The sequence below is a fragment of the Marinococcus sp. LNSP9103-4 genome (genome assembly GCF_056034345.1).
Genome location: NZ_JBQLIA010000025.1, coordinates 16,970 through 41,533, shown reverse-complemented (window position 1 = coordinate 41,533; position 24,564 = coordinate 16,970). Strand labels below are relative to the sequence as shown.

Here is a 24,564-nt window from a genome sequence, read left to right as displayed (position 1 = left end):
ACAAAAGCATGGCTTGCGCTGGACACTCCTCGCCGGAGGGGCACGAAACACCGCGCAGGCGATGCTTGTTTATGCGGTGATGAACCTCAAAAAACTCGCCACCTGGCGGTGGCGACAGACGTGCACCGGCCGTTGGAGGCTTCTTTTTCCCTCGATGGCACAAACAAAGGCCTCCGAAAATGAATTTCGGAGGCCTTTGTCTACAATCTGAAAGCCCTGATATAAAGGGCTTTTATATTAATATACTTATCAGTCAATAGGGTATACCCTATTGACTAAGACACATGTTTAAGGTCGAATAATTTTGGTGAAAGTCATTCTATTCACAGTAGGATCTATTTGAGCTACTTTTTGACTCAAAGCTATTTGAGCATTTTTTAAGTCGTTAGCTTTTATTTTTTTCTTTTTAGATAATCTATCATCTATAAAAGCTTCCATATTAATCTTTTCCTCAACTTCACCTGTATGCAAAAAAGTATATTTTATTTCAGTACCAGTGCTTTCATAAAATAATAATTCGTCTCTATTAGAATCATACGTGGCTACTTGTACTCTGTTATTTTTAGTCTCACAAAGAGCTATTTTAATCTTGTATTGTTTTAATCCATTTTCTATAATTTTAGCCCGTATATTGTGAGCTAGATCAACAAAGTCCATTGTCTCCAAATCTTCATCTAAAATTTCTATGATTTTTTCACAAGGTTCTTTATGCCCGGCGAAAGCAAATACTCTTTGTCTATCTATCACACGAAATTTTTGGTAATCTTTTTTCGTTTCTTTTATTTGGCCATTTTCATTTTCTGTAACAGATCCGTCGGTTACTATAGAGATTTCTTTGGGAGTAAATAAAACAGAAACTAAGCTCAATGTGATTACCCCCTTAACATATTTTATTTTGGCCGTATGTTTAAATTACTGTATTTGATAACAGAGTTAGGTACATAACTATTTAATAAATCTTTAACTTCTTGTTTTCCTTCGTTAGACATCAAAGGACTACACATTACTTCTAAATCTTCAAAAATGTTATCTTTTAACTTTAAATCAATATAACCAAGATCGGTTCTATTTTTGATTTTGTCCATTATTGTCTGAGGACCTTGTTTAGGTTGCATCTCAGGTACGCTAATAGGTAACGATCTAACTATATACCTCCATTCATTTTGGCCTTGCCATTCTACACGTTTGAAAATTCCAAGATCTCGAGTAATTAATTGAGTGTTAGTTTCATTTGAGTGATGTACTGTTGGCTTTAACAGTCTTTCTAAATCTGTATAAGTTACTCTAGATAGTTCTGGATAAAGAGGGCTAAATGTAATAATCTCTTTAGTCATTAAATCCAGTAAATCAGGATGAAAATTATCGTGTTTAATATTTACGTTAACACCATGTAAATTTATGTTTTCGTTTATTGATTTCTCTTCAAAAATATTGGGCCTTAATCTAATGCGTACCCCCCGGCTAGTATTAGCATATTGCTGCCATAATAATAATGAATCATCTGGAATACTAGTCCAACTACTAACATATACATGACGTCCTAATTTCTCAAAATCTTTAGTTTCTCCTTCGTCTAAATCATCTACTCCAGCTAAGCTCGAGAACCTAAATGTCCTATTAGCCAGTATTAACTTCAATACATCAAGAGTTGTATAGTGATAAAGATAGTCAACCAAGTGACTCCCCCATTTATTTATTAAGATTCTTATCTAAGTGTCGTATCAATTATTCATTGTTCATTAAAGCTTGTAAAGTGTCTTTTTCTTTATCGGAAAGTGTATGTTCGGCATAATATTCTACTGCATCAAAAACTAATTCGTTCATTCTTTTATAATCTTTACGTTTAATACTCATTAAAGAAAGAACTAAATCTTTTGTATGGTGATCTACCTTAATAGTTTGTTGAGCATATTCATTAGATTTCGCTACCATTTTTTTATAAAAATTTAATTTTCTTTAGAACTTAAAAGAGTTTCAATTGGCATTAATACTTGATCTAGATGCTTTAAAAATTGGTCTTGACCTGTTTTCGGCCATTCGGATATTTGTATTTTCATGTTATATAACTGCATAACGTTGAAACGTATTTTAACTAAGAAGCGATCAATATCTTTTAATAAACATGGGTAATGATATGGTGGATCTAATAAGTATAATGGGAAAAAAATTCATGAAGCTTATAGCTAGAAACAATACGATGGTTGCCATCAATAATCATAGCCCCCAAAGGATTACTTTGTAATTCAGGATGTCGTACAGCACTAGCAGGTTCATAATTTGCTTCGTCTAATCTAGCTGTTCTTTCTTCAACATTGTGACGAGCTATATTATACAGTTCTTTATTATTTACAATTCCTACTGGTAATTGATAGTGATTTATCAGATCACGCACATAAGGAATAAAATAAGTTATGTAATAAAAACCATCTGTAATATTGATAGGTATCGAAAATTTTTGCGAATAAATGTCTAGATTTAATTCTTCTTCATATTTTTTTCTAGATTTATCGGATAGCTTTCGTAATCTGCAGATAGGTTTTTTACAATTCCAATGTACGAATTAATTTTAGATAACAAAAGCGGATAATCTTTGATTTCTTCTTTTATCTTCTGTAAGTGCGGTGCTAATTCAAAATAAGGATTGTTTGTCATAACAGTTCTCCCTTTAAATTTGTTCAAATTTTATATTTGTTGCTTTCCAAGACTCATTTTCTTTATCCATTTTTAAGGTAACAAAAGAACTCACATCATCAGGCACATCATTATAAGAAATGGTATTCGTAAATGTAATGAATAATTCATGTGTGCTTTCAGTCGAGGAACCGTAATATACTTCCATATCACTAACGTTAGATTTTACGTCTCCACTAATTTCCCTTTCTTCTTCATTAGAAAAAGAAAGCTTTTCCATCAATTCACTTGACGCATATTCCTGAACTTCCTGTTTATTAGGGCTACTAGAATAATCAAAATAGGCTCGTACAAATTCTTTAGCTGCGTCTTTAGAAGAAGTATGAAATTCATTACTCTCTTCTTCATACTCATTATTAGAAGTATTGGCTTGCTGTTGTTGAAGCTCATTTTCCAATAGTTCGATCTGCTGTTGAGACTGCTGTTCTTGGCTTTAAAGATCGTTTTCTAGCTTTTCGTTTTGATTATTTAAAGAGATGACAAACATAAATAAGAAGAAAACAATAATCCCCATTAATGACGTAGCTATAACTGCCGATTTTTTCATGTCATCACCTCCTTAAAAGTTTAAAACATCTCTAGGTTTGGTACGCTCTGAACTGTATGACGGGTCACTTCGATATTCCAAGTGCAAGTGTGTACCTGTACTGCTTCCAGTCGTACCGCATTTACCTAAAGCTTGTCCTTGTTCAACCGATTCCCCTTTTTCTACGTCTAATTGGCTCATATGGCTGTTCACCATGCTGAATAATAAGGTGATTGCCTAACCCTGTATTTTCATGTAAGGCACTATCAATCACGCCATCTTTAACTGCGTAAAGAGTGTCACTACGAGTACAAGCAAAATCAATGCCATTGTACATTTTCTCTGTGTTATCAATCGGGTGGAACCTCATTCCATATTCAGAAGTAACATTAAAGCTTTCGACAGGCATAGCTTAATTACCTGATTCAGCACTAGCAATAGTTCTAGTCTCTGCTGAAAATCCCTCTACATAACGCATAACATGATCGGCATATTCAGTATCGCCGTAGTTGCTCCAGCCAAGCTCGGCTTCTTTTTCAGCAGCAAATTGTTCAGCCAATTCTTTACTGTACTCCCCATTGTTATGTTCTTCTGCGTAATTAATAAACCCTGTGCCAAAATTGTACGCCTGAAGTGTTAATTTTACGTCTCCATTGGCTTTTTCCAATACTTCACTAAAGTATTTGATGCCTTGGTCGATTGATCTTTCGGGGCTAGAAATCGTATTTCGTGGCAGTCCTAACGATTCAGAACTTTGCATAACATCGGCATATCGCCCACCGGATTCTTGCATGGTTTTTGCCATTAATAATTCTGTATATTCTTCAGTAAATCAATGACGAACAAATTTTATTATCATTCATTGATCTGATCACCGCGAATAGGATCGCAATCGTTTTCAAACCTCATACGGATCGATTTCCCCTGAAGAAAATCCGCCTGGGTCGAAAGCTGCACGTGCAGATGCGGCTCTGATGAATTGCCTGAGTTGCCGCATTTTCCTATCAGCTGTCCTATTGAAACGCGTTCGCCTTCCTGCCCTAGAATCGAACCGGGCTGCAGGTGAGCCAGGACGCTGTACTCCCCGGAAGCATGATGAATAACCACCACATTACCCGCCAGTTCCTCTTCATTCATAACTCCCGGCTCGTTGTCCGGAATTCCATCCACAACCACAGCTACAGTGCCCTCTGCCGGTGCATAAATTGGCTCCCCATAGGCCGCATAGTGCTCATTTCCTGCCGGCGATTTTTCATAGGTTTTCCCTTCCGTTTGAATAACCAGATCATACGCATAGCGTTGGTTGGATAGGGGATGATGAGCGTTAGCCAGAGGATGGTTCCCGCCCCAGACGATTGTCCATCCTATCCCCGGCTGTACCGGCCATCGATACTGTTGCCTGGATTTCACTTTTTCGCCAACGGGATAAATAGCTACGGGAATCATAGCCAGGCCGTGTATGATGTATTGATCATCCATGTATATATCAAGCGCCCGTTCATTCCGGTCGTCGTTCCAAACGTACTGCACTAAATGTTTGTCTATTTGATATGAAAACAGAAGAGTGTATGCTGTTACCCCTTTATTGAACCTGGCAGCCATTTCCTGAAATTCATCGCTGTCAGCAAGCTGCTTAAAATCATTCGTTGTTTGCTCGTAAATGCGAACAAAATCGCCGCGCAGAAACGAATTTCCAAACTCTTGAGGCGGTATTGGATGATTCGGAAATGTGGATGTCATGACATCTCTCCTGACTAATCATATATTTATTATTCCTTCATCATATCAAGAGTCAGTGAAAGAAGGAACATTATGGATAATATTTGTTTCAAATTAGAAAGCTTATGAAATTTTAAAACAAAAAGAGTCCTTAGACATTTATCTAAGAACCCTTGCTAGCCGCTTCATTTATTTTTTTATACGCAGTCTTACCATATTCCAGGACATGCGCGGCAGCTCTGCCTGCAGCTGCTTTTCTTCCAGAACAGCATTGCCGCCGTTGTGCGGTGCTACTTCTTCCTTATCTTTCGTGTTCACCGCTTTCGGATCATCATGCTCGAGCACGACATGCTCCACTACCTCCGCCTGTTCAAACGAACGCAGGTCATAAGAGATGGATAATGATTCTTCTAGATGCCTGTTGGTCATAAAAAGCACCAGCTCATTTCGTTCTTCATTCAATACTACCGCACTATCTAAGTATGGAACGTCTGTAAATTCCCTGGAATCGTATTTATCCGATTGAATAATCGGGTGCAGTGCTTTTCCACGTCCGTAGACCGACAAATAATAATATGGGTAATAAATGGTCTGCTTCCACGCTTTCCCCTGATTTTCCGTCATAATCGGTGCGATCACGTTTACCAGCTGCGCCATGCAGGCCATCTTTACACGATCAGCATGGTTAATCAGCGTATGAACCATGTTAGCTACGAGCAAAGCGTCTTCGAAATTATAAACATCCTCCAGCTGCGGCGGCGCGATCTGCCACGACTCCAGCTTCTCATCCGCTTCGGTCGAATGAAACCATACGTTCCACTCATCAAAGCTGAGATTAATTGTTTTATTGCTTCGTTTTTTAGCCTTAATGTAATCACATGTGGAGATGACCGTACGAATGAATTGATCCATATCCAATGATTTTGCTAAAAAATTAGCCGTATCATTTTCCGGGTTCCCATAATATTGGTGCAGCGAAATATAGTCGGCAAATTCGTAGGTGTGCGAAAGAGTCGTTGCTTCCCATTCCGGGAAGGTCGGCATAGCAGCACTTGAGCTTCCACAGCTCACTAGTTCTATTGATGGATCTACAGTTTTCATTGCCTTCGCTGTTTCATAAGCGAGACGGCCGTATTCTTCAGCCGTTTTGCCACCGAGCTGCCAGGGGCCGTCCATTTCATTGCCAAGGCACCACGTTTTAATATTGTGCGGCTGATCATAGCCGTGGGATTTCCGCAGATCACTATAGTACGTGCCCCCGGGATGATTGCAGTACTCCAGCAGATATCTTGCGGCATCGATGCCTCTGGTGCCAAGGTTTACAGCCATCATAACCTCGGTGCCGGCTTTTGCCGCCCAGTCAGCAAATTCATTTGTACCCACTTCGTTTGTTTCTATAGTGCTCCAGGCAAGCTCCAGCCGTCTCGGCCGTTCATTTTTTGGCCCAACACCGTCTTCCCAATTATAAGCTGAAACCATGTTCCCCCCTGGGTAACGAACGATGGGAACCTGCAGATCCCTGACTAATTGCAGTACGTCCTGGCGAAAGCCTTGTTCATCTGCCAGTTCATGTGCCGGCTCATAAATGCCGCCGTATACAGCCCGTCCCAATTGTTCGATGAAGGAGCCGTAAATTCGCTCATCCACATCGGAAATCACAAAATCCTTATCGACAATAACTGAAGCTTTAGGTTGTTTTTTCGCCATATTTTGTACGCTCCTTGGTTATGCTGTAATTCGTAAATTCCTGCTCTCGTACACTTTTTTCTTCCAAACGCTGGTACAGATTTTTCGTAATAAATACGGTTGCTAATGCGGAAAGACTGCCGTAGAAAAAGAGGAAAAATGCCGGGATCGTTAACGCCCCGTAGATTAGAGCAAAATGAACTGCTATTAATGAAACAGTAATATGCATTTTTGTGATTCCAATAATCAAAGCGTTTTTAAAGTAAGTTAATAAACTCGTTTGAAAGCTTGAATGTAAAGCAAAAAGATGCACTGTCAGTGAACTGTAAACGACTAAAATAACAATGTAGAAAAATATTGTTACTGCGTTTGCGGAAAAACCGTTATTCAGCGCCGCATAGTTAACCAGAATAAGCACGGCGCCTCCCAGCCACAGGAAGCCAAGCATATTTGCCTGCATAAAATCCCGTTTGTAAAACTGAATAAATTTTTTCCCTACCTTTATCTCCCTGCTGTTCAAAAGCTCTTTTGAAACACCAAGTGCTGCCGTCGACGCTGGAAAAATGCCAAACGCTATCAGTCCGCCAAGCATCCCTACAATCCAACATACGTTTAATATAAAAAGTTTATTGATCCATGCGAAAATCATATTTAATTTTTCTAATGGGAGCTTTTTCATACTTTTTTCCTCCCCCTGGAGTAATCAGCCTTTAACACCGCCGACAGTAAGTCCGGAGATAAAAAACTTTTGAAAGAATAGAAACAGGATGACAATAGGCACGATTGTCAGAACGGATCCGGAAAACAAGAGCTCATAGTTATTGCCATAAGGAGTAAGTAATGTAGCCAAGCCTACCGGAAGCGTGAACATTTCACTCGACCTTAGCACCAACAGCGGCCACAAAAAGTTATTCCAGCTGGTAAGTCCCTGCAGAATAGCCATTGCCGCAAATGACGGTCCCATGAGCGGGGCCATTATTTTGAAAAAGATGCCGTATTCAGTGCAACCGTCAATTCTGGCCGATTCCATCAATTCTTTAGGAAGCCCGAGACAGTATTGTCTAAAGAAAAACACCGCTATTGGAGCGACAATTAAAGGAAGCATGACAGCAAAATAGGTATCCACCAAATTGAAACCGATCATCATCTGGTAAAGTGGAAGCATTAAAATTTCGAATGGCACCATAAGTACAAACAATACAAGCATGAAGATAATTCTCGAGCCTTTAAAATTGTACATCGCGAGCGCGTATCCCACCATGGAGGAAAAGAATAGCGATAATACGATTAAGCCTCCACTGATAATAAGACTGTTCATGTACCACTGCCAGTAGCTGGCCCCCTCTTCAGAGAAAACGGCCAAATAGTTTCCAAGGTCCAGGGTAGTAGGATCAAAGAAAAAGGAAAGCCCCTGCCTCATCAATTCAGAAGAAGGCCGCATAGACGCTACTATTAATGAAACTATTGGTGTTAGAGCAATTACAGTTATTACTGCAAACAACGCAGTTAACAGAATTGACAACCATTTTTTATTATTTTTGCCCATTACTCTCTACTCCTCCTTTTTGAAGGCGCCAAAGAATTTTAGCTGAAGCATGCTTACAACAAATATAATCAGCATTAGCACGACTCCGATAGCTGCACCGAAGCCCATATCGTTTTGTTGAATGCCTTCGCGATAAATATATCCTACAACGGTTAATCCAATGTTGCCGGGAGAACTGTTTTCCCAGAATACAAAGCTTTCTTCAAACATCCGAAAGCCATTAATAATCGTAATTGTGGCCACAAATATAATAACTGGTTTTAAAGCGGGCATTGTAACAAATAAAAACTTCTGCCAGGCGCTCGCTCCGTCAATATCAGCTGCTTCATATAACTCTTCTGAAACATTCTGCAGGCCTGCGAGAAAGTATAATATGTTTACACCTATCCAGCGCCAGCAGGCAAGCAGCACCATTAAAAACATTCCTGTACCTGCCCCGTACCTCCATTGCACTGGTTCCATACCTATTAGTCCTATTAGTTCGTTTACAAAGGAGTTTTCTGACTCCCCAAACATCATCCGGAAAATGATACCGGCGACAATAACTGAGGTAAGAGCCGGTATAAAAAGTGAAGCTCTGAAGAAGTTTTTAAAATACAGGGATTTGCTGTTTAAAAACACTGAGAGCACAATCGGAATCATTACTAATATAATGACTGTAAAAAATACGTAGGTTGCTGTATTTCCCAGCGCCTGAAAAAAAGTCGGGTTCAAAATTCGCTGGTAATTATGAGTTCCTATAAAGGTGGTCTGCCCAGGAAGAACCTGCTGAAAACTCATAACCACCGCCTGAATCATTGGATACAAGTACAATGCCAGGAAAGATACAATGAAAGGCGACACAAAAACATAAGGGGCGACCTTTCTTGAATTCAGAAAATGCAGAATACCTTTTAAAGAAAAAGTCTTTTTATTGGACATTGTTTCTGAACGTTCCATTTTTAGCTCCTTTCCGTTAAATAATGATAGAAGGAGGGCAAAAGCCCTCCTGCCTATTGTTCTGTCTGACCACTGCTTACTGCCTCTTCAGCCTGTGCCAATGCTTCTTCTGGATCCTGGCTCTGCTGTCTGACAGCACTGTTTAATACATTTGTGTGAATTTCAGATTGTACATCCGGCAAGTCTGACGTAATATTTCTCGATTCTATTTCGTCATTTAAGTCAAGAAGGGTGTCAAAGATGTCATCCCCAAAGTAATCATAATATGGGTTTGGCTCGTCCATCGCTTCGTCATCCCAAACTGAGTACATTGGTGGATCAAATCCTAATTCCTGCCATAATGCGATATTCCCTTCCTCCGATAATTTAGCGTAGGCTAAAAATTCTTTAGCCAAATCGGGCTCTTCAGTTTGTTTCGTGACGACTGTACCTGTGCCTCCCATTCCTGCTGTACGATTTCCGCCTTCTTCCCATACTGGTAAAGGTCTAATTTCCATATTATCTTTCAAATCTGGCATATAATCAATGAATCTTCCCATATACCAGGTAGGCATCATCAACGAAGCAGCTCCTCCGTTATTCATGTATCCATAATAATTTTCAGAGTGATGGTGTCCACCCGGGGCAGGTTCGGCTATCATATCTTCATTCACTATGTCACTTAGAAATTGTAGCGTATCAACATTTGTTTCGTTGGCTAAAGTTAAACTTCCGTCTTCGCTAAAATAATCTGATTCTCTTTGGCTAATTAAAGGCCAAAAGCTCGAATGCCCATCTACTTCTATTGTAGTCATCATAGAATCGGTATTTTCTACTACTTGTTCTCCGGCTTCTACGTAGTCATCCCAAGTGACAATTTCATCTATATCTACGTTGGCTTCTTCCATAATCTCCGTATTGTAATACATTACTGTAGCGCCAACATGATAAGGCATGCCGTAATAATTATCATCCTTGGAATAAATATCAAACCGTTCTTCCACCATATCGTCGAGTACCGGTTCTACGTATTCATTCATCGGCTCTAATTGAACATCCCCCTCTAAATAATTAGAAAAATAAGGAAGTTCTATGTCTGCCATATCAGGAGCACCGGATCCTGATTGAAGAGAAAGAAGTAAATTGTTATTCATCTGCTCAATAGGATAAACCTCAGCCTGCAATTTAATCGGTCGGTCCTCATACTCCTCATTCCATCTTTCCACTGCATCTTCAAAGAGTACGACGTGTTGTTCACTAAATGTCCAAAAAGTTAATTCAGTAGCGTCTTCACTCTCTTCTCCAATAACTTTTACTTCCTCCGCTTCTCCACTCTCACTGCTTTCTCCACTGTTTCCGTTTCCATTTTCATCTTCACTCCCGCCGCCACAGCCTGCCAAATATACAAGCGACATCATTGCACCACCAAAAATTGACCAACGTTTCATAATTGCCCCCCTTATCTATTCTCCTAACTTATACGTACAAGTTATTTTTCATTTAACCACAGGGTTATATTTATTGCAAGCGCTTTCCTGTAATTTCTCTTCAGTTGTACGTATGTGTATGATACGATAAAAAGAAAAAAGAGGTGTATGATGGTCTCAAAATATAAACAATTAAAGCAGCACATCCAATCCAAAATTTTGGACGGCAGTTTCCGTCCCCATCAGAAAATCCTATCCGAATACGAATATGTAAAGAATTTTGAAATAAGCAGACACACGGTACGCCAGGCTATCGGTGAGCTTGTGAGCGAGGGATGGCTGTACCGGGAGCACGGCGTAGGAACGTTTTGCGCAGACCGTTCTAAATTTTCTCCCCCATCCACCCGTAAAAATGTAGCCATTATCACTACGTACATTTCAGATTACATTTTCCCCTATATTATCCGCGGGGCTGAAAGGTATTTAAGCGATAAAGGCTACAATGTTATTCTCATGAGCACCAATAACGATTTTGATAAAGAAAAACAGGCGCTCGAAAATATTCTTACCCAGCAGGTCGATGGACTGATTATTGAGCCAACGCGCAGCGCGCAGGCTAATCCAAACCTAAACTATTACTTGAATCTCGAAAATGCCGGTATTCCTTATGTCATGATGAACGCATACTATGAAGAGCTTGAACCGCTGAGTTTAACTTTAAATGATCAAGAGGCTGGCTTCCGCAATGCAGAGCATTTAATTCAGCTGGGCCACCAGCGAATTATAGGATTATTTAAAAACGATGATATGCAGGGCGTCCAGCGAATGAAAGGCTTTCTTAAAGCCCACCGCTATTATGGCTGTCCGGTAGATCCATCTCTGCTGATCACGTATTCCACTGACGAAAAGTTTTCCAAGCCCGCCCAGGCCGTCGAGCAGATTTTATCGAACCAGACCGACGACGGCCCTACCGGCCTTGTAAGTTATAATGACGAGCTCCTCCTTCAGCTTCTCGATGTCTTCCGTAATAAAAATCTTCAGATTCCTGCGGACATTTCTGTCACAAGCTTCGACGATTCACATTTCGCGCAAATCTCCGAAGTGAAATTTTCTTCTATCGTACATCCAAAAGAACGCATGGGAGAGGATGCAGCAAAATACGTAACCACACTCATAGAACAGCCGGACGCAGCTCTTTCCTCTATTGTTTATGAGCCTCATTTTGCCGACCGGCATTCAACCCAAAGCTTAAAACCCACACCGGTTATGCGAACAGAATAAGCTTTAAGTCTTTACAGATTAATAAATGAAAACCCCGCAAGAAAGCTGCCTATTTTGTTAATAGCAGCTTTTTTTGCATTCAAATGATCCTTACAGCAGGAAATATTTAACTGAAGATTTATTCACTCATGAGGGAAGTAAACAATTGCTCAAAAATTAAAATTTACAGTTGTAAAAATAATATTCCTTTTTAATCTTAGATTAACAATATTTATATTCTGATACGTACAAGTATGTTTTAAGCTTAGAATTTTTCTTTCACTGCTCTATTGCAACTAGTAGTGAACAGAAAGTAGTTGCTTCAAATGTAATTCCGTGGTTAAATGACTTTAACTTATACGTACAAGTTCGTTTTATTTTTACATTCCATTAACGCAATGAAACAGAAATGAGAGATTCATTCGAATTACTAAAAATGCTTTTTAAAGGAATGAGTCAAAATGAAGCAGTCAGAAATGAAACAAGCCGTTACTCAAGGCCAGACTTCTCTCGGAATTGAATTTGGCTCCACGCGTATTAAAGCAGTATTGATGAACAACAGCTTTGAAACAATCGCCTCGGGCAGTTATGAATGGGAAAACCAAGTGAAAGACGGTTTTTGGACATACCATCAGGAAGATATTATTACTGGTTTGCAGAAGGCTTATAGTGACATGACATCCGAAGTAGAAAGCACTTACGGGATCACCCTCCGCACTATTGGTTCGATTGGAATTTCCGCGATGATGCACGGATACATGCCATTTGACCACACCGGGGAGCTGCTTGTTCCATTTCGCACGTGGCGTAATAATACCACAGGCGCTGCGGCCAGCGAATTGACGAGCCTTTTTCAGTACAATATCCCGGAACGATGGAGTATCGCCCACCTATATCAGGCCATACTCGATGATGAAAAACATTTGCCGCGTATTCAGTTGATTACGACTTTAAGCGGATATCTCCATTGGCTGCTGACCGGAAAACAGGTCATTGGAGCCGGGGATGCCTCGGGGATGTTTCCAATCGACGAAACTACTCAGAACTACAACGACTTCATGCTTGAGCAGTTCGACACTCTCACTGCAGCAAGAAATTATCCATGGAAAATTAAAGACATTCTTCCTGAAGTTCTTACAGCTGGCGAACAGGCAGGCGCCTTAACCAATGACGGCATTAAAATTCTGGATAAATCACACAACCTGCAGCCCGGGATTCCGTTTTGTCCTCCGGAAGGTGATGCCGGAACCGGAATGGTGGCTACGAACAGTGTGAAAAAACGTATTGGAAACGTTTCTGTAGGGACCTCTGTTTTTGCGATGATTGTGCTGGATCAAAAAATTTCTAACACTCATCCGGAAATTGATTTAGTTACTACACCAAACGGAAACCTTGTCGCCATGGTGCACGCGAATAACTGTTCAAGTGATTTGAACGCGTGGCTTGGGTTGTTCCGGGAATTTTCAGAAGCAACGGGACAAAAGCTTGATTCTGACGAATTGTTTGAAGTGATGCTGCAGAAAGCTCTCGAAGCGGATCCTGATGGCGGCGGCCTGCTCAGTTATGGTTATTTCTCCGGTGAAAATATTACAGGACTGGAAAGTGGCCGCCCTTTGTTTGTGCGCTCTCCGGAAAGCAATTTCAATTTAGCTAACTTCATGCGCACACATCTTTTTTCTGCTTTTGGTGCCCTAAAAATCGGCATGGATCTTTTAACAGATAAAGAACAGGTAGCGATTGATAATGTCTTCGCTCATGGCGGCTTATTTAAAACTCCAGTCGTGGGACAACGAATAGTTGCTGCTGCAATGAATACGCCTGTCTCTGTTATGGATACGGCCGGAGAAGGCGGAGCCTGGGGCATTGCTGTACTGGCTTCCTATATGAAGAACAAAGGCCCGGCTGAGGCACTGGAAGAATTTTTGGACAATAAAGTTTTTAAAGAAATCGAAACCACAGAAATTCATCCTGATCGCGCTGACGTAGAAGGATTTGAAGTCTTTATGGAACGTTATAAAAAAGGTCTCGTCATCGAACAGACAGCGGTTGATCATTTAACACCGGCCGAAGCAATCGGCGAACAAGTCAAAGTAAATTAAACTATCAATAAGAAAAGAGGATTACTTATGCCCGCTATTGAAAAAAAAGAATTCTGGTTCATCGTAGGCTCCCAGCAGCTTTACGGAGAAGAAGCCCTAAAGGAAGTAAAGGCTCATGCCCAGCACATAACTGATGCATTAAATGAGAGCGGTATTTTACCTTATCCACTTGTTCTAAAAGACTTAGCAATCAATACAGATGAAATTACACGCACCATGAAAGAAGTGAACTACCGTGATGAGGTGGCAGGCGTTATCACATGGATGCACACCTTCTCCCCCGCAAAGATGTGGATTCGCGGAACGAAGATACTGCAAAAACCACTGCTTCATCTAGCTACCCAATTTAATGAAAGCATCCCCTGGGAAACCATTGATATGGACTTCATGAACCTGAATCAGTCGGCCCACGGGGACCGCGAGTACGGCTTTATCAATGCCCGCTTAAACAAGCAGAACAAAGTGGTCGCAGGCCACTGGGAGCATGCCGGCATCCAGCAGGAAATTGCCCAATGGATGAACACAGCTGCAGCTTATAACGAAAGCTTCAACATTAAGGTTGCCCGCTTCGGCGACAACATGCGTAATGTAGGTGTTACGGAAGGCGACAAAATTGAAGCGCAGATTCAATTTGGATGGGTCGTCGATTACTACGGGATTGGGGACCTTGTGGAGTACGTCCATCGTGTTACAGACGAAGAGATTGATGCGCTACTTTCGGAATACGAAGAGCTTTATGAATTTGAGTACGGCAGCTATCCAGAAGAACAATGGAAAGACAGCGTTAAAGTACAGGCAGGCTATGAAATTGCTATTAAACGCTTCCTGGATGATGGTGGCTACAACGCTTTTACGACCAACTTTGAGGATTTACATGGAATGAAGCAGCTGCCGGGCCTTGCTGTTCAACGCCTCATGGGACAGGGGTACGGCTTTGCTGCTGAAGGGGACTGGAAAACGGCTGCGCTCGACCGTTTGATGAAGGTGATGAGTCATAACGAATCAACAGGTTTTATGGAAGATTACATCTATGAATTAACGGCTGGAAAAGAATCTATCCTTCAATCACATATGCTTGAAGTAGACCCTACGATGGCAAACCATAAGCCAAAAATCGTGGTATCGCCATTAGACATTGGAAATAAGGAAGATCCTGCACGCTTAGTTTTTGATGGTAAAGCTGGAGACGGGGTCGTGGTTTCCATGGCGGATTTTGGAACGCATTACAAGCTTCTGATTAATGAAGTGTCGGCATTTGAACCTCCTGTTCCTGCCCCGAACCTCCCGGTGGCCCGCATACTCTGGAGTGTTAAACCAAATCTCCAGGATGGAATAAAAGCCTGGATTGAAAATGGAGGTGGCCACCACACCGTTGTTTCATTAAATGTAACGACAGATCAGATTATTAATTACGCGAAGCTGGTAGGTCTGGAGTACGTCGTTATCCGGTAATGAATTTCATATAAACGTCGTAAATGTTAAAAAATATTTAAGAGTCAAAAATACATGTACGTACACTGAAGGAGGTTTCCTATTGCTGGAACTATTGAAGCAGGAGGTCTGCAACGCAAATCAGGGACTCGTTGATCATGATCTCGTTACTTTTACCTGGGGGAATGTCAGCGGATTTGATCCCGAGACAGAATTATTGGCCATCAAGCCTTCCGGGGTGCCTTATGAAGAGCTCTCTCCCGGGGATATTGTACTGGTGGATTTGAAAGGAAACGTTGTGGAAGGCGATTTAAAGCCTTCCTCTGATACTCCTACCCATATCGAGCTGTATAAAGCTTTTCCAGGTGTACGGGGCATTGTTCATACGCATTCGGACTGGGGCACAGCCTGGGCCCAGGCTGGCAAAAGCATTCCCTGCTCCGGAACTACTCAGGCGGATTACTTTTACGGAGATATTCCCTGCACACGTCAACTAACAAAAGAAGAAGTCCAAAATGGTTATGAAAAAGAAACAGGGTCAGTCATTATAGAAGCCATGCAGGGAAAAAATCCTGTGGAAGTGCCGGGAATAGTTGTTCACGGGCATGCTCCGTTTGCTTGGGGGGGCTCTCCAGAGGACGCCCTTCATAATGCTGTCGTGCTTGAAAAAGTCGCAAAAATGACCTTTCTTTCCTTCCAGCTCTCAGGTGAGCTTCCCCTCGATGACCATGTACTGCAAAAGCATTACGAAAGAAAGCACGGAGAAAATGCCTATTACGGGCAGTCTAAATAATTCCTGATTTCAAGAGCAAGCCTGTTTAAACCACGGCTTGCTCTTTTTTCCGTTTAAAACGCTTGAGAAGGCTTACATAGCTTTTGTATAATTAATTAGTCTATTTCCGTATACCAGCTCAATGCATTCGAATACAGGATCTTATCAGTTGCTTTCTCATCAAATAAATTTTGAATCATTTCAATGTCTTCATACTTGAACGGTCTCGGCGCTCTTGTGGATGGCAGATCTGTGCCAAACATCAATGCATCCGGGTTCGTCTTGTAAATGGAGGTTAAAGCATGCCCGACGTTTAATTCCACCCGGCCGAACCCAGTGGCTTTCACTCTGAGGCCTTTATCCACCAATCGCAGCAGATGAGGCAGTCCTTTCTCCGACAGTCCTAAATGATCGATGGATACAGCAGGCAGCTTTTCAATAGTTGAGGTGATTTCAGGCAGCCCCTTGGCATCCATGTAAAGTTCAGAGTGCCAGCCCGCTGTTTCATGCACTCTCCTTGCCAGGTACTCGAGCCGGGAAATATCTTCAGAGCCGCCCCGCCGGATATTAAACCGCAGGGCCCTCACACCTTGGTCATGCAGCCTTAAAATTTCTTCATCACTCACACTGGACGGCAGCTGAGTTACTCCACAGAATTCGGGCCCCAGCTGTTTAAGAGCTTTTAATAAATATCCCTGATCAAACCCCTGAAACGAACCTGACACAACTGCTCCGCCCAGGACATTGAGTTCAGCCGTATCTCTCTGATAATCGGCTGCCATATATTCCGGAGGTATATAGCTTTGATTTTCAGTAATAGGAAAATCAAAATCAATAATGTGCAGGTGCGCATCAAACATTCTCATATTCTCCCTCCTCTTTTATCTCTTCTAAGAATATCCCGGTTCAGATTATTTGGTCAAAAAATCTCTAAATGTTCGCCCCCTTCTCTCCTCACACATAGTATGCAACGCAATAAACATGTAATATATTTTTGACATTATGTTAAAAATATATTACCATAAATGTGAGGAGGCCATAGATGAATGAAAGAACAAGGTGAATTAACTAATCAGCTGTCGGTATTCCGGGCCAAAAAGGGATATTCCCAGGCAGAGGTCGCAAAGAGAATCGGTGTGAGCCGCCAGACCATTATTTCCCTGGAAAAAAATAAATACAGCCCTTCTCTTAAATTAGCATTTGAACTGGCACACTTATTTGAAACCGGCGTGGAAGATATTTTTCAATATAATTTGAAAGGAGAGGAATAACATGGAATGGTTCTTCTATCCGTATTTAGCCGTTGTTATTTTCTCCATCATCATTTGGTTTAGGTTTCAACACGGGGAAGAAGGAAAAGATGAACGCGGCCGTGAAATTATTAACCGATCGTATTCGATTATTTTTCCCATGTTTATCATCGGCTGGGTCGTAGTCAGATTGATCGAAGACTTCGTAGTTCCACTCGACGGGGACGCCTGGCGGGACGCCATGTGGTATTTGATTACCGGGATTATGATTCTTCATTCCATCCTAATTTTTACCTTCAGGAAAATCTACTAATACTAAAACCATAAAACAGCAAACCAAAGAGAATAACATTAACAATTAATTATCTTAATTTTCGTATAATTTAATATAGTAAATGTCTTAATTGATTTTCCCGAAATGTTTCTATGCTTCATATTGTCTGCCACATTACCTGAAAAATGGTGATGTGGCCTTCGTTAACAGAAAAACTGTCCCCAATCACTAAAGGATTTAAATATTGGCGGAGCTTTACATCAACTTTTTTTTGATTTATTCATTGTTTTTTCTATCGCACCAGCCTATACTTATATTACATCAAAAAAATTTGATATAAAAAGGAGATTTTTTCAATGAACTCTCCCTCTTCTTCTAAATTTGTTGCAGCTTCCCCATTCACTATCTATGAACAAAAATTCAAAGCCCTGGCCGACTATCAGCGGCTGGAAATTTTGCATCATATTACAGAAGCAGGCAGCGTGTGCGTCTGTGATTTGACTGAACGCATGCACCTGCCTCAGTCCAAGCTTTCGTATCATTTAAAAATTTTGCTCAATGCTTCACTCATCGATCGCGAAAAACACGGCACCTGGAATTACTATATGCTGAACGACCAGGCACTAAACCATCTATTGTCTGAGGAATTGTGCTGCCTTTTTCGCGAAAAATAAAAATTTATTTAAAATTAAGGGGGTTAAATCATGAAAATTCATATCGGATTAAACACCAGCAGTCTTTCCAAAGCCGTAGCGTTTTATACCAAGCTGTTTAACGAGCCCCCGGTCAAGCACAAGGAAGATTACGCCAAATTTCTTCCAGCCGGCATTCCAGTAAATTTCACTCTAAACGTTCATCCCAATGTGACCGGGAACCAGGTGGAGCATTTTGGCCTGCAGCTTCCTGATGCTGACACTCTCGTCTATCATAAACAGCGTATCCAGCAGGAAGGATTTTTCGCCCGAGAGCAAACAGACACCACTTGCTGCTATGCTCTTCAGGATAAGTTCTGGGTTACAGACCCTGATGGTAACGAATGGGAATTCTTCTATACTAAAGCAGACGTTGAGACTGCCGCCAAAGAACCCGGCTGCTGCTCATCCTAGCTTCATGCTTGTCGGATCTTAACTTTCTTCCCGCCAGAACGTGGAGCAGTCTGCTTTATCAGCGATATTAAATTCGATCATATTTTTAAGTAATTCATAGTCCACCGGCTGCTCCCACGGAATGCGCACGAACTGTTTCGTATACTCATAGCCCGTCCTCGTAATCTCTTCTGAAAATTGATCAATAGCCGTTTTTTCCGGGGCAACTGCCAGATGGCGTTTAGCTGTGCTGAAAGCAATGATAAAAGTTCCGTGATCGGTAAACATCGGCTGATTCCATGCAATTTTCGGCTCCAGCTGTGAAAATTCCTTCGCTATCCAATCCAGAACCTCTTCTGTCCGCTCCCTGTGCTCCTGGTTTTCTATATTCTTCAGATACTCTGAAAAATGTTCCATGCGTCTCCCTCCCCTTGAAAAATTCAGTAATTATATAGCATTTTAAAAGGTCTTCTAATGCTACTTATATTTTAACAGTTCAAAAGGGTTTAATGCCGGCTTGCTTCATAGGTATTTTTGCTATAACACTTGGGCTCAAAAAATTAAAAGAATCTAAGATAAGATATATTTTATCTCCCTTAAGTCATTCAGCTTTGAAGATGGAGCACTAATACACCGATAACAATCAACGTTAAAGATAATAGCTTTTTTCTCGTGAATGGCTCCCGGAAAAACAAGGATCCGATTGCAGCTGTAGCAGCGACCATTACGCCGGACCAGATCGCATATGCGATGCTGATATCAATATATTGGACACTCAATGTCAAAAAGTATATACATCCTAAAAACAGAAAAAAGGAAGCAGCACTGGGCAACTTTCTCCGGAACCCTCGGGATAATTTCACCGCCACGTTCGCTATTACAGCAAATACTAAGCTTATGATTAATAATAGTGTTCCCATCACCAGGCCCCTTTATTACTTTTTTGGTTATCGGGCATATTTAGCCCAATCATGCCTGCTACAACAAATAAAACCCCCAGGGTTTTAATCGCGGATAGGTTTTCCTCAAAGAAAACGGATCCAATAAGAACTACCAGCACTGTTCCCCCTCCTGCCCATAAGGCATTTACAATTCCCAGTTCATAGTTCTCCGTAAGAATAATATAAAAACTAAGCGCTATACTATAACAAATGATGACCATGAGAGTTCCTCCCAAATTCGCAAATCCATTTGCTACCTTCATGTAGGAAGCACCCACAACTTCTAAAACAATAGCAAAACTCAGAAAAGTGTAGTATTTTAGCATAGAAGCTCCTTTTATTTTTAGAATGGATGTGTACAGATGAATATACGTATGCTGGATTATTTTCTGGCCGTCGCTCAGGAAAAAAATCTTTCCAGAGCTTCCAAAAAATTATTCATTTCTCAGCCGGCTTTAAGCAAACAAATCAAACAGTTGGAAAGCATACTTGGGTTTTCCCTTTTTGTGCGCTCCACCCACGGGATGACGCTAACCCATAAGGGGGAACAGCTGTATGATGATATCGAACCTCTTGTAAACCAGCTGCACTCGCGCATGAAAAAGCACATGGAAAGCAGAATTATTCACATAGGCGCCGACCCTTTACTGGCTTCTTATTATTTTCCACAGCATATGGAGAGCTTCAGCCCTTTTCAGATTCAGCTCACTCATATTAAAGACGATACGGTCGATTTATTGCCGCTAATTCGTTCAGGAGACATTGATGCAGCTATTGTTCAGGATCATTCCTCGTACCACGGTCTGGCTTCTGCTTTTTTATTTCACGATGAATTTTTTGCGGCAGTCCCTGCCAATCATCCGTTAGCACAGTTCGAACGCCTTTCCATGACCCAATGCTTTCAGCATCCCCAAATATTGAGCCCCTCCACCCCTCTATACCAGCGGATCATAAGGCTTATAGATGCTTACAATGCTCCAGTTCCTTCTATTAAGGAAGTTCCTTATAATGCTATTGTGGGATTTGTTGCTCAAGGGTACGGCATTTCCTACCTTCCTTCGATGGTAGTTCAAAACGTGGACTATAAAGGAGTTGTGTTTATACCTCTTCAGGAGGCCCCCCTTCACCGCGACATGTATTTGTTTGCTACAGATCAAATCTATCTGGAAATGCTTCGGAACGGCTTCGACCTGTAATTACTATAAATGCATATGGCAGGTGCGCATAATACTTATTCTGGATGGAAATATAACCAAAAGTTATATCTTCACAAAAAAACACTTTCCCCGTTAAAAGAGAAAGTGTTCGGGCTAAAGGGAGTGCAATCCTCAGAACTACTAGCAGCTCCCTTTAATATTAATTTTTTTAAACTTTATTCATCTGCCTCCTTTTCTTCCCTGTATTCCAAAATATCTCCAGGCTGACAATCCAGTGCCCTGCATATTGCTTCTAGAGTGGAGAATCGTATAGCTTTCGCCTTCCCATTTTTTAGTATTGAAAGGTTTGCCATCGTAATGCCAACTCTGTCCGAAAGTTCAGTTACGCTCATTTTTCTTTTCGCAAGCATTACGTCAATATTGATGATTATCGCCACTAGCTTTCACCTCAGACCGTTAAATCATTTTCAGATTTTATATCTATCGCGTGCTGAAATAATTTTTGAAGAACAGCAGCAAAGACTGCCACTACTGCCGGAGCAAATACAAAGCCTGCTCCAATCAGGATAACTCCCGGGGCGTCATCTAATTCCGCAAAGATGTAAAACAGCGGCATTCCTGCTATATACAAACCGCTGATGGCGACCGCACAGTACTTAATCACTTTTAAAGCTTTGAGAGCCGATGCTGAAAATGCTTTGTTTTTGTCAATGTAATTCAATAGCTTAAATGCCTGATACAGAGCAGCAAAAAAGGGAACTGCCGCTGCATACATTACAGCTAAAATTCCGTATATAACGTAGGCGAATCCCGTTTCACTGCCCGCAACTTCTCTCGCAATCAGAGGCAGCCCAAACAAACATAAAGCAAGCACCGGCAGTCCGATACAAATGACAGCTATCTTTAAAAAGAGCGTTGAGCCTCTTTTCATCAAAAGCACCTCCCTCTTGATACTTTTATTCTACCATTAAATATATTGATAATCGATAAATTTTTATTCTTAAACAAATTATAATATACATATCATTCAGGACATTCATGACTACTTTACGGAATTGTCATTAAACAAAAAATCAGGTAAGACTGAATTAACTTTAGCCTTACCTGATTACATCAATTATTCTAAACTCTCTATTATAGATGCTCTTTAATTTTTTGAATAACCTGATTGGTAGCATCTTCGCCGTCCTCTGCCCGGATCGGATCTACTTCGATGTAATTGCTGCGGTTGGTTAACTCTTCAGCCCAACCTATAAAAACATCCTCTTCATCGTCTTTGTCCACGATAGAAATTTCCCAGTGCACGCTTTTGTCCTGACGCTTCAATTCAAAGTAATACTTTGCAATTGGCATTAATTTCGCTTCGGCCTGCCCGTCGAACTGATCTTCTAAACTTTTCGGCTGATCAGCCATAAAAATACTCCTCCCGTTTAAACACTCGCGTGCAAAATAATTTGAAGCAGCAAAAACATAACTGCTTCTCTTCGTTTATTTCCGTTTAAATGCTTCATTAATCATTGAATGTGAGAGCCTGCACGTCAAAAGCTGATTGAAATAAATCAGTACTGTTTTTATATATTACCCGGTCGATTTAGTCCAAAGCAGATAAAGATATCCCAGCTGGGCCCGTTCATATTTTACAATTTCCAGATCAGAAGCATCGACTATTCCTTTGATATCCCGGTCATGATGACAGCCGAATGATTTTAAAAATATAGGATTCAGGTGATGCTGCAGCCACCGCACACCTTTATTATTTAGTAACCCATGCTCAAGCAGCAGGATCTCTCCCTCACTTTTGCACCATTTGTTCAAGAGATTCAACACACGAATTGGATCCTTGTAGCAGCATAATGTGCCGGTAGAAAGAATCGTATCAAATGTGTTTTCCGGAAATGATAAATGTTCTACTTCGGATAAAATAAAATCAGCATTTACTTTGTATTCTTTCGCGCCGGCTTCTGCCGCCTCAAGCATTCCCGGGCTGAAATCAACACCGGTATATTCAGCGTCCAAAGGCAGAAAAGCATAATTCATCCCTGCTCCGACAGCGATTTCCAGTGTTTTCCCTCTCGCGGCACCGCATATCTTTCTTCTCCATTTATTATCCGCTTCATATTTTCTATGCCTCTCGTGCTTATAGGCCTGCTTGTTAAATTTCTGCACCAATTCTTCATTATTCATTATCAGTCCTCCTCTTTTTGCCATGTATTGTGGTTCAAAGATGACTGTTATTAAAATAATGAGGCTGTTACATTGATTATACTCTTTTCTATTCTTTCCGGCCGTTAAATTACATTCATTATTTCTAAAGTTGATATGCTTTTTGCTGCTGAATTAAAAACAATCCAACCCCGAGCAGCACGATCATCCCGCCGATAATCTGTAGTGCGACGACTTCTTCTCCAAGAATGAAAAACGCCAGGATAGTAGCGCCAACCGGTTCGCCCAGAATCGTCATTGAAATAGTGGAAGTGTTAATAAAGTTCAACAGATGATTGTAAATAACATGGGCAATTGTCGGAAGAATTGCAAGCAGCATAAATATCTGCCATTCTTCAGCCCCGTATCCCCGCACCGGCACACCCGAAGCTGTATTAAAAATATGCAGAGATATCCCTGCTACAAAAAACACAATAAAGCTGTACAGCCAGTGTGACACCCGCTTTACGACACGCTGGCCGATTAATAAATAAACAACCACCGCTATCACGCTCAAAAAGGAAAGCAGGTTGCCGAGTAAGGCAGAGTTGCTGCTGCGCCCAAGGTCTCCCAAACCAATAATCACTACTCCTAAAATCGACAGGCTGATCGTAATCAGCTGCGGTATGCTGACTCGTTCTTTATAAATCAAAAAGCCGCCGGCCAGCGCTACTACCGGCTGCAGGGCCAGAATAATGGTGGAGCTTGCCACCGTTGTCAGCTTTAATGAACCAAACCAGAGTGCAAAATGCATGCCAAGGAAAACCCCTGAAAAGATGAAAAGCACCCATTCCTGTTTTTTGATATTTTTAAAGTCTCGTCTTTTTAACCAGACAAAAGGGAGTAAAAACAAACTGGCAATATACATGCGGTACATGCTGAGAATCGTGGCCGGTGCTTCGGACCATTTTACAAATATCGCCGCAAAAGAAATCGCGATAATAGATATTATCAGTAAAAATGCTGTTGATTTATTCATCCTTTCTTCTCTCCATCCTTTATTATCATCTCTTTTTGTATTGACATAAAGAATCGTATCAAACGAGCGTTTAAAAATCCGGTATATAATTTCCTATTTTAAGCTACTTTTTTCCGGTGCTTAAATACCTACAAATGCTTTAATAATATTTACATAATCAACCATTTTATATATTATGGTGGCTTACTTAAAAGATTAGGAAACAATGACACTTCATATAATACTGAAGGGAGAGCCTGCTATGAAGAAATCATTACCCGGCTTGATAACGCTAATCGGTATTATCGCCGTTAACTGGCTTATAGCCTTTCTTTTATCTGCAGCTTTCATTGAATTTTCGTTTTTAACCGGCCTGGCTGCCACAATTGTGATCGGCTGGCTTACTTCGTCCGGCGGCTTTTCCTCCGATGCCGTTCGTATGCAGACGCAGGGGGATACAGGTATTAGAATGGAAACAGAATCCCGCAGCGGTCTCCGTTTCTCAATGCCTTTCTTCGTCGCCCTTACATATACCTTACTTACTTTAATAATAACGATCTACTATTACCGGGATTATTTTTTATAAGTACATGATACTATCACCTCGGCCAATAATTACTCG

General features: G+C 41.0%; 31 protein-coding genes and 2 pseudogenes. 11 read left to right on the top strand and 22 right to left on the bottom strand.

Going from position 1 to position 24,564, the window contains the following annotated elements:
* Positions 1 to 211: pseudogene (locus ACTRXG_RS14330) on the top strand (hypothetical protein); the annotation flags it as partial.
* A 77-nt stretch (positions 212 to 288) separates the two neighbouring features.
* Here ACTRXG_RS14330 and ACTRXG_RS14325 read toward each other — a convergent pair.
* From ACTRXG_RS14325 to ACTRXG_RS14265, 13 genes and pseudogenes are all read right to left on the bottom strand, one after another.
* Positions 289 to 867 (bottom strand): hypothetical protein, encoded by a 579-nt coding sequence (locus ACTRXG_RS14325; protein WP_474285612.1) that lies wholly within the window; start codon positions 865 to 867, stop codon positions 289 to 291.
* Positions 868 to 890: 23 nt separating this feature from the next.
* A complete protein-coding gene (locus ACTRXG_RS14320) occupies positions 891 to 1,676 on the bottom strand; it encodes a hypothetical protein (protein WP_474285611.1) in 786 nt (261 codons plus the stop codon).
* 799 nt (positions 1,677 to 2,475) lie between these two features.
* Positions 2,476 to 2,652 (bottom strand): hypothetical protein, encoded by a 177-nt coding sequence (locus ACTRXG_RS14315; protein WP_474285609.1) that lies wholly within the window; start codon positions 2,650 to 2,652, stop codon positions 2,476 to 2,478.
* A gap of 13 nt (positions 2,653 to 2,665) precedes the next feature.
* On the bottom strand, positions 2,666 to 3,088 hold the full coding sequence (locus tag ACTRXG_RS14310; protein WP_474285608.1) for a hypothetical protein: 423 nt from the start codon (positions 3,086 to 3,088) through the stop codon (positions 2,666 to 2,668).
* A 162-nt stretch (positions 3,089 to 3,250) separates the two neighbouring features.
* Positions 3,251 to 3,418, bottom strand: a complete 168-nt coding sequence (locus tag ACTRXG_RS14305; RefSeq protein WP_474285606.1) for a M23 family metallopeptidase — start codon at positions 3,416 to 3,418, stop codon at positions 3,251 to 3,253.
* Positions 3,381 to 3,626, bottom strand: coding sequence for a M23 family metallopeptidase (locus ACTRXG_RS14300; RefSeq protein ID WP_474285613.1), 246 nt, complete (start codon positions 3,624 to 3,626; stop codon positions 3,381 to 3,383). Before ACTRXG_RS14300 ends, ACTRXG_RS14305 begins: the two co-directional genes overlap by 38 nt.
* A gap of 3 nt (positions 3,627 to 3,629) precedes the next feature.
* Positions 3,630 to 4,031: pseudogene (locus tag ACTRXG_RS14295) on the bottom strand (lysozyme family protein); the annotation flags it as partial.
* A 41-nt stretch (positions 4,032 to 4,072) separates the two neighbouring features.
* On the bottom strand, positions 4,073 to 4,957 hold the full coding sequence (locus ACTRXG_RS14290) for a M23 family metallopeptidase (protein WP_474285604.1): 885 nt from the start codon (positions 4,955 to 4,957) through the stop codon (positions 4,073 to 4,075).
* A 168-nt stretch (positions 4,958 to 5,125) separates the two neighbouring features.
* Entirely contained in the window at positions 5,126 to 6,643 is a 1,518-nt protein-coding gene (gene arfA / locus ACTRXG_RS14285) for an arabinosylfuranosidase ArfA (RefSeq protein WP_474285602.1), read from the bottom strand.
* A complete protein-coding gene (locus ACTRXG_RS14280) occupies positions 6,624 to 7,301 on the bottom strand; it encodes a YesL family protein (RefSeq protein WP_474285601.1) in 678 nt (225 codons plus the stop codon). Before ACTRXG_RS14280 ends, arfA begins: the two co-directional genes overlap by 20 nt.
* A 24-nt stretch (positions 7,302 to 7,325) precedes the next feature.
* A complete protein-coding gene (locus tag ACTRXG_RS14275) occupies positions 7,326 to 8,168 on the bottom strand; it encodes a carbohydrate ABC transporter permease (RefSeq protein WP_474285599.1) in 843 nt (280 codons plus the stop codon).
* 6 nt (positions 8,169 to 8,174) lie between these two features.
* Positions 8,175 to 9,107: a carbohydrate ABC transporter permease gene (locus ACTRXG_RS14270; protein WP_474285598.1), complete on the bottom strand. Its 933-nt coding sequence runs from the start codon at positions 9,105 to 9,107 to the stop codon at positions 8,175 to 8,177.
* Between the two features lie 53 nt (positions 9,108 to 9,160).
* Positions 9,161 to 10,534 carry an ABC transporter substrate-binding protein gene (locus ACTRXG_RS14265; protein WP_474285596.1) on the bottom strand — a complete coding sequence of 458 codons (1,374 nt, stop codon included), beginning with the start codon at positions 10,532 to 10,534 and terminating at the stop codon, positions 9,161 to 9,163.
* A gap of 147 nt (positions 10,535 to 10,681) precedes the next feature.
* Between ACTRXG_RS14265 and ACTRXG_RS14260 the strand changes: the two genes are divergently transcribed.
* The 4 genes from ACTRXG_RS14260 to araD all read left to right on the top strand — a co-directional run bounded on the left by ACTRXG_RS14260 (position 10,682) and on the right by araD (position 16,096).
* The gene (locus tag ACTRXG_RS14260; protein WP_474285593.1) at positions 10,682 to 11,794 is read left to right on the top strand and encodes a substrate-binding domain-containing protein; all 1,113 of its coding nucleotides are present in this window, start codon (positions 10,682 to 10,684) and stop codon (positions 11,792 to 11,794) included.
* Between the two features lie 440 nt (positions 11,795 to 12,234).
* Entirely contained in the window at positions 12,235 to 13,872 is a 1,638-nt protein-coding gene (locus ACTRXG_RS14255) for a xylulokinase (protein ID WP_474285591.1), read from the top strand.
* Positions 13,873 to 13,899: 27 nt separating this feature from the next.
* A complete protein-coding gene (gene araA, locus ACTRXG_RS14250; protein ID WP_474285589.1) occupies positions 13,900 to 15,324 on the top strand; it encodes an L-arabinose isomerase in 1,425 nt (474 codons plus the stop codon).
* A gap of 82 nt (positions 15,325 to 15,406) precedes the next feature.
* Positions 15,407 to 16,096, top strand: a complete 690-nt coding sequence (gene araD, locus ACTRXG_RS14245; RefSeq protein ID WP_474285588.1) for an L-ribulose-5-phosphate 4-epimerase AraD — start codon at positions 15,407 to 15,409, stop codon at positions 16,094 to 16,096.
* 95 nt (positions 16,097 to 16,191) lie between these two features.
* Here araD and ACTRXG_RS14240 read toward each other — a convergent pair whose 3' ends face one another.
* On the bottom strand, positions 16,192 to 16,941 hold the full coding sequence (locus ACTRXG_RS14240; RefSeq protein WP_474285586.1) for an amidohydrolase family protein: 750 nt from the start codon (positions 16,939 to 16,941) through the stop codon (positions 16,192 to 16,194).
* Between the two features lie 180 nt (positions 16,942 to 17,121).
* Between ACTRXG_RS14240 and ACTRXG_RS14235 the strand changes: the two genes are divergently transcribed.
* The 4 genes from ACTRXG_RS14235 to ACTRXG_RS14220 all read left to right on the top strand — a co-directional run bounded on the left by ACTRXG_RS14235 (position 17,122) and on the right by ACTRXG_RS14220 (position 18,705).
* Positions 17,122 to 17,346, top strand: coding sequence for a helix-turn-helix transcriptional regulator (locus ACTRXG_RS14235; protein WP_322525872.1), 225 nt, complete (start codon positions 17,122 to 17,124; stop codon positions 17,344 to 17,346).
* A gap of 1 nt (position 17,347) precedes the next feature.
* Positions 17,348 to 17,638, top strand: coding sequence for a hypothetical protein (locus ACTRXG_RS14230; protein ID WP_474285584.1), 291 nt, complete (start codon positions 17,348 to 17,350; stop codon positions 17,636 to 17,638).
* A gap of 317 nt (positions 17,639 to 17,955) precedes the next feature.
* Positions 17,956 to 18,273: an ArsR/SmtB family transcription factor gene (locus tag ACTRXG_RS14225; protein WP_474285582.1), complete on the top strand. Its 318-nt coding sequence runs from the start codon at positions 17,956 to 17,958 to the stop codon at positions 18,271 to 18,273.
* 27 nt (positions 18,274 to 18,300) lie between these two features.
* Positions 18,301 to 18,705: an ArsI/CadI family heavy metal resistance metalloenzyme gene (locus ACTRXG_RS14220; RefSeq protein WP_474279497.1), complete on the top strand. Its 405-nt coding sequence runs from the start codon at positions 18,301 to 18,303 to the stop codon at positions 18,703 to 18,705.
* A gap of 18 nt (positions 18,706 to 18,723) precedes the next feature.
* On the opposite strand, the gene ACTRXG_RS14215 is transcribed toward ACTRXG_RS14220, so the two are convergent.
* The 3 genes from ACTRXG_RS14215 to ACTRXG_RS14205 form a co-directional block, all read right to left on the bottom strand.
* Positions 18,724 to 19,101 carry an iron chaperone gene (locus ACTRXG_RS14215; RefSeq protein ID WP_474285580.1) on the bottom strand — a complete coding sequence of 126 codons (378 nt, stop codon included), beginning with the start codon at positions 19,099 to 19,101 and terminating at the stop codon, positions 18,724 to 18,726.
* A gap of 188 nt (positions 19,102 to 19,289) precedes the next feature.
* Entirely contained in the window at positions 19,290 to 19,604 is a 315-nt protein-coding gene (locus ACTRXG_RS14210) for a DMT family transporter (protein WP_474285578.1), read from the bottom strand.
* The gene (locus tag ACTRXG_RS14205; RefSeq protein WP_474279420.1) at positions 19,604 to 19,951 is read right to left on the bottom strand and encodes a DMT family transporter; all 348 of its coding nucleotides are present in this window, start codon (positions 19,949 to 19,951) and stop codon (positions 19,604 to 19,606) included. Before ACTRXG_RS14205 ends, ACTRXG_RS14210 begins: the two co-directional genes overlap by 1 nt.
* A gap of 36 nt (positions 19,952 to 19,987) precedes the next feature.
* Here ACTRXG_RS14205 and ACTRXG_RS14200 point away from each other — a divergent pair, with 36 nt between their 5' ends.
* Positions 19,988 to 20,821, top strand: coding sequence for a LysR family transcriptional regulator (locus ACTRXG_RS14200; RefSeq protein ID WP_474285577.1), 834 nt, complete (start codon positions 19,988 to 19,990; stop codon positions 20,819 to 20,821).
* A gap of 176 nt (positions 20,822 to 20,997) precedes the next feature.
* Here the strand turns inward: ACTRXG_RS14200 and ACTRXG_RS14195 are convergent, their stop codons facing one another.
* The 5 genes from ACTRXG_RS14195 to ACTRXG_RS14175 form a co-directional block, all read right to left on the bottom strand.
* The gene (locus ACTRXG_RS14195; RefSeq protein WP_474285575.1) at positions 20,998 to 21,219 is read right to left on the bottom strand and encodes a helix-turn-helix domain-containing protein; all 222 of its coding nucleotides are present in this window, start codon (positions 21,217 to 21,219) and stop codon (positions 20,998 to 21,000) included.
* 11 nt (positions 21,220 to 21,230) lie between these two features.
* Positions 21,231 to 21,713 (bottom strand): DUF2975 domain-containing protein, encoded by a 483-nt coding sequence (locus ACTRXG_RS14190; RefSeq protein WP_474285573.1) that lies wholly within the window; start codon positions 21,711 to 21,713, stop codon positions 21,231 to 21,233.
* A gap of 203 nt (positions 21,714 to 21,916) precedes the next feature.
* Positions 21,917 to 22,195 carry a hypothetical protein gene (locus ACTRXG_RS14185; protein WP_474279414.1) on the bottom strand — a complete coding sequence of 93 codons (279 nt, stop codon included), beginning with the start codon at positions 22,193 to 22,195 and terminating at the stop codon, positions 21,917 to 21,919.
* Positions 22,196 to 22,360: 165 nt separating this feature from the next.
* Entirely contained in the window at positions 22,361 to 22,966 is a 606-nt protein-coding gene (locus ACTRXG_RS14180) for a class I SAM-dependent methyltransferase (protein WP_474285571.1), read from the bottom strand.
* A 124-nt stretch (positions 22,967 to 23,090) separates the two neighbouring features.
* Positions 23,091 to 23,963 carry a DMT family transporter gene (locus ACTRXG_RS14175; protein ID WP_474285569.1) on the bottom strand — a complete coding sequence of 291 codons (873 nt, stop codon included), beginning with the start codon at positions 23,961 to 23,963 and terminating at the stop codon, positions 23,091 to 23,093.
* 241 nt (positions 23,964 to 24,204) lie between these two features.
* On the opposite strand from ACTRXG_RS14175, the gene ACTRXG_RS14170 reads away from it, so the two are divergent.
* Positions 24,205 to 24,528 (top strand): hypothetical protein, encoded by a 324-nt coding sequence (locus ACTRXG_RS14170; protein WP_474285568.1) that lies wholly within the window; start codon positions 24,205 to 24,207, stop codon positions 24,526 to 24,528.
* Positions 24,529 to 24,564 lie beyond the last annotated feature (36 nt).

What these genes read in the sequence shown, in the direction of transcription:
- ACTRXG_RS14275 (WP_474285599.1), bottom strand. Translation starts at nt 8,168, where the DNA reads ATGGGCAAAAATAATAAAAAATGGTTGTCAATTCTGTTAACTGCGTTG.
- ACTRXG_RS14255 (WP_474285591.1), top strand. Translation starts at nt 12,235, where the DNA reads ATGAAGCAGTCAGAAATGAAACAAGCCGTTACTCAAGGCCAGACTTCT.
- arfA (WP_474285602.1), bottom strand. Translation starts at nt 6,643, where the DNA reads ATGGCGAAAAAACAACCTAAAGCTTCAGTTATTGTCGATAAGGATTTT.
- ACTRXG_RS14210 (WP_474285578.1), bottom strand. Translation starts at nt 19,604, where the DNA reads ATGGGAACACTATTATTAATCATAAGCTTAGTATTTGCTGTAATAGCG.
- ACTRXG_RS14260 (WP_474285593.1), top strand. Translation starts at nt 10,682, where the DNA reads ATGATGGTCTCAAAATATAAACAATTAAAGCAGCACATCCAATCCAAA.
- ACTRXG_RS14175 (WP_474285569.1), bottom strand. Translation starts at nt 23,963, where the DNA reads ATGAATAAATCAACAGCATTTTTACTGATAATATCTATTATCGCGATT.
- ACTRXG_RS14315 (WP_474285609.1), bottom strand. Translation starts at nt 2,652, where the DNA reads ATGACAAACAATCCTTATTTTGAATTAGCACCGCACTTACAGAAGATA.
- ACTRXG_RS14185 (WP_474279414.1), bottom strand. Translation starts at nt 22,195, where the DNA reads ATGGCTGATCAGCCGAAAAGTTTAGAAGATCAGTTCGACGGGCAGGCC.
- ACTRXG_RS14230 (WP_474285584.1), top strand. Translation starts at nt 17,348, where the DNA reads ATGGAATGGTTCTTCTATCCGTATTTAGCCGTTGTTATTTTCTCCATC.
- ACTRXG_RS14200 (WP_474285577.1), top strand. Translation starts at nt 19,988, where the DNA reads ATGAATATACGTATGCTGGATTATTTTCTGGCCGTCGCTCAGGAAAAA.
- ACTRXG_RS14240 (WP_474285586.1), bottom strand. Translation starts at nt 16,941, where the DNA reads ATGAGAATGTTTGATGCGCACCTGCACATTATTGATTTTGATTTTCCT.
- ACTRXG_RS14190 (WP_474285573.1), bottom strand. Translation starts at nt 21,713, where the DNA reads ATGAAAAGAGGCTCAACGCTCTTTTTAAAGATAGCTGTCATTTGTATC.
- ACTRXG_RS14280 (WP_474285601.1), bottom strand. Translation starts at nt 7,301, where the DNA reads ATGAAAAAGCTCCCATTAGAAAAATTAAATATGATTTTCGCATGGATC.
- ACTRXG_RS14215 (WP_474285580.1), bottom strand. Translation starts at nt 19,101, where the DNA reads ATGGAACATTTTTCAGAGTATCTGAAGAATATAGAAAACCAGGAGCAC.
- ACTRXG_RS14225 (WP_474285582.1), top strand. Translation starts at nt 17,956, where the DNA reads ATGAACTCTCCCTCTTCTTCTAAATTTGTTGCAGCTTCCCCATTCACT.
- ACTRXG_RS14180 (WP_474285571.1), bottom strand. Translation starts at nt 22,966, where the DNA reads ATGAATAATGAAGAATTGGTGCAGAAATTTAACAAGCAGGCCTATAAG.
- araA (WP_474285589.1), top strand. Translation starts at nt 13,900, where the DNA reads ATGCCCGCTATTGAAAAAAAAGAATTCTGGTTCATCGTAGGCTCCCAG.
- ACTRXG_RS14205 (WP_474279420.1), bottom strand. Translation starts at nt 19,951, where the DNA reads ATGCTAAAATACTACACTTTTCTGAGTTTTGCTATTGTTTTAGAAGTT.
- ACTRXG_RS14305 (WP_474285606.1), bottom strand. Translation starts at nt 3,418, where the DNA reads ATGAGCCAATTAGACGTAGAAAAAGGGGAATCGGTTGAACAAGGACAA.
- ACTRXG_RS14290 (WP_474285604.1), bottom strand. Translation starts at nt 4,957, where the DNA reads ATGACATCCACATTTCCGAATCATCCAATACCGCCTCAAGAGTTTGGA.
- ACTRXG_RS14270 (WP_474285598.1), bottom strand. Translation starts at nt 9,107, where the DNA reads ATGGAACGTTCAGAAACAATGTCCAATAAAAAGACTTTTTCTTTAAAA.
- ACTRXG_RS14300 (WP_474285613.1), bottom strand. Translation starts at nt 3,626, where the DNA reads ATGCCTGTCGAAAGCTTTAATGTTACTTCTGAATATGGAATGAGGTTC.
- ACTRXG_RS14170 (WP_474285568.1), top strand. Translation starts at nt 24,205, where the DNA reads ATGAAGAAATCATTACCCGGCTTGATAACGCTAATCGGTATTATCGCC.
- ACTRXG_RS14265 (WP_474285596.1), bottom strand. Translation starts at nt 10,534, where the DNA reads ATGAAACGTTGGTCAATTTTTGGTGGTGCAATGATGTCGCTTGTATAT.
- ACTRXG_RS14235 (WP_322525872.1), top strand. Translation starts at nt 17,122, where the DNA reads ATGAAAGAACAAGGTGAATTAACTAATCAGCTGTCGGTATTCCGGGCC.